Source organism: Streptomyces sp. WELS2 (assembly GCF_013870595.1).
In the GTDB taxonomy this organism is placed as follows: domain Bacteria; phylum Actinomycetota; class Actinomycetes; order Streptomycetales; family Streptomycetaceae; genus Streptomyces.
Genome location: NZ_JACBWZ010000858.1, coordinates 1 through 2,519, shown reverse-complemented (window position 1 = coordinate 2,519; position 2,519 = coordinate 1). Strand labels below are relative to the sequence as shown.

General features: G+C 72.3%; 3 protein-coding genes. 2 read left to right on the top strand and 1 reads right to left on the bottom strand.

Annotated features, from left to right (window positions below):
• Positions 1 to 874, top strand: an 874-nt coding sequence (locus H5J33_RS30865) for an ABC transporter permease (RefSeq protein ID WP_258565519.1), incomplete at its 5' end; no start/stop codon positions are given.
• Between the two features lie 48 nt (positions 875 to 922).
• Here the strand turns inward: H5J33_RS30865 and H5J33_RS30860 are convergent.
• The gene (locus H5J33_RS30860; RefSeq protein WP_181798068.1) at positions 923 to 1,255 is read right to left on the bottom strand and encodes an ATP/GTP-binding protein; all 333 of its coding nucleotides are present in this window, start codon (positions 1,253 to 1,255) and stop codon (positions 923 to 925) included.
• Between the two features lie 223 nt (positions 1,256 to 1,478).
• On the opposite strand from H5J33_RS30860, the gene H5J33_RS30855 reads away from it, so the two are divergent.
• Positions 1,479 to 2,507 carry an LLM class flavin-dependent oxidoreductase gene (locus H5J33_RS30855; protein ID WP_181798067.1) on the top strand — a complete coding sequence of 343 codons (1,029 nt, stop codon included), beginning with the start codon at positions 1,479 to 1,481 and terminating at the stop codon, positions 2,505 to 2,507.
• The last annotated feature ends 12 nt before the right edge of the window (positions 2,508 to 2,519 follow it).

The window sequence follows — 2,519 nt, the reverse complement described above, 5'->3', positions numbered from 1 at the left end:
CCCCCAGCCCCCGATGCCGCAGGCCCCGGCCGCCGCGCCCGAGTGGCAGGCGCCTGGTGGGTCGTACGCCGGTTACACCTCTCCCATCCCGGTCGTGCGCACCCATCTCGGGCACGCGCTGGCCTCGGAGTGGACGAAGATCAGGTCGGTGCGCTCCACGATGTGGACGCTCGGCGTGTTCGTGCTGCTCGTCGTCGGCATCGGTCTCGGCGCCGGCGCGCTGGTCTCGGCCAACTCCACCTCCTCGGACCTGGACGGCGGGAACCCGCTGGCGCTCGGCTTCTTCGGCCTGCTGCTCGGCTCCATCTGCATCATCACGCTCGGCGTGATGACCACGGCCTCGGAGTACGGCACGGGCATGATCCGCACGACGATGACCGCGTGCCCCAGCCGGGCCCGGGTGCTCGCCGCCAAGTCGATCGTGTTCTTCACCGTCGCCTTCGTGATCACCCTGGTGACGTCCGCCTTCGTGGCGATGGTCCAGGTGTCCATGCTGGAGGGCGCCGGCGCCCGCACCCCGAGCGGCTCGGAGTGGTTCAAGGCCACCGTCGGCATCAGCCTCTACATCGCGCTGCTCGGCCTGCTCTCGCTGCTCATCGGCTCGGTCATCCGGCACTCCGCGGGCGCCATCACCATCATGATCGGCGTGGTGCTGGCTCCGCTGGTGATCGCGATGTTCATGGTCGCGGAGTCGATGCACAAGCTGCGCGACTGGCTGTTCGAGTACTCGATCCCGAACCAGCTGGGCGTCTTCTACTCCAACTCCCTGACCGAGTCCGGCCCGTCCGGCTGGGACCCGCTGTGGATCATGCTGGGCCTGACGGCGGCGGTGTACGCGGGCGCGTACGCGCTGCTGCAGAGCCGGGACGTGTGAGCCGGAGCCGGGACGTGTGAGACGTACGGCACCACACAGCCGTACGGCTCAGAACCTCGGCGCGTTACGGGACCGCTGCACCCGCGTGGTGCGGCGGTCCTTCGCGTTCCAGCAGGCCTTGTGCCAGTGCCGGCGGTCGTCGACGCCCGCGTACTCGGGCCAGGCGACCACGTGCGGGACGCCGGAGGGGATCAGCTGGTCGCAGCCCGGGCAGCGGTAGGTCTTGCCCTGCGCGCCGGCCCCCGCGACGTGCCGCACGCTCCAGTCCTCGCCCTGCCAGCTCTCGGTGGACTGCCAGCCGCCGTACCGGCCGGCGCGGTCGTCCTCGGCGCTCCGGCCCGACGTTCCGGCTGCCTTCGGTCGGTTGCGACGCGGGGACACGGGACACCTCTCGGGGGCTATACAGGAAGCAGGGGCTGCATCCAGCCTACGCGGCGCCGAGCGGGGTACGGGTACGGAACCAACCCCCACAAGTCCCCCTCCTGGGCGACCTATTCTGCAGACAATCGGCAAATCTCCCTGCGGGACCGTGTCCTTGGCACGTGTCAGACGGTTATGCCGGGTGGGGGAGCTCCGGGTCGGAGCCAAGGAAGCAGGAAAAGCGATGCGCGTAGGAACTTTTGTGCTGGCCGCCCAGTTCCCCGGCCAGGGTCCGGGAGAGGCGCTGCACCGGGCGGTCCGCTCGGCGGAGGTCGCCGAGCAGGCCGGGCTGGACACCGTGTGGCTGGCCGAGCACCACTTCGTGCCCTACGGCACATGCCCCTCGGCGGTCACCCTGGCCGCGCTGCTGCTGGGCCGCACCCGGCGGATCCGGGTCGGCACGGCGGTCAGCGTCCTGCCCACCGCGCACCCGGTCGCCCTCGGCGAGCAGGCCGCGCTGCTCCACGTCACCAGCGGCGGACGGTTCACGCTGGGCGTGGGGCGCGGCGGCCCCTGGGTGGATCTGGAGGTGTTCGGCGCGGGCCTGAGGGCGTACGAACACGGGTTCCCGGAGTCGCTCGATCTGCTGCTGCGCTGGCTGCGCGAACCGGCGGTGGCGGCCGGCGGCGAGCGGTACTCCTTCCGCGAGGTGCCGGTCGTACCCCGCCCGTCGGACGCCCTGACCGACACCCCCGGCCCCGAGGTCGTGCTGGCCTGCACCTCGCCGGCGAGCGTGCGGCTGGCCGCCGAGCGCGGGCTGCCGATGCTGCTCGGCATGCACGTCGGGGACGAGGAGAAGGCCGAGATGGTCGCCCTGTGGCGGGACTGCGCCCGCGCGGCGGGCCGGCCGGCCGAGGAGATCGCGGGCGCCGCCCATGTCTCGGCCGGCGTCTGCCAGCTCGCCGACCGGCGCAGCGACGCGGCCGAAACCCTGCTGAAGGCGATGCCGGGCTGGCTGCGGCAGGGACTCTCGGCCCATATGACGGTGGACGGACGACAGCGTGTGATGCGCGACCCGCACGCCTACACCGAACTGCTCTGCGGGCTGCATCCGGTGGGCCCCCCGCGGCTCGCCGCCGACCGGCTCGCGGCCACCTCGGAGCGCACCGGGATCTCCCGCTTCGCCCTCATGGTCGAGGGCTCCGGCCAGCTCGCGGCCACCGAGGAGAACCTGCGGCGGCTCGGCGCGGAGGTACTGCCCCAGCTGAGCTGACCGCGCCGTCCG

What these genes read in the sequence shown, in the direction of transcription:
- H5J33_RS30855 (WP_181798067.1), top strand. Translation starts at nt 1,479, where the DNA reads ATGCGCGTAGGAACTTTTGTGCTGGCCGCCCAGTTCCCCGGCCAGGGT.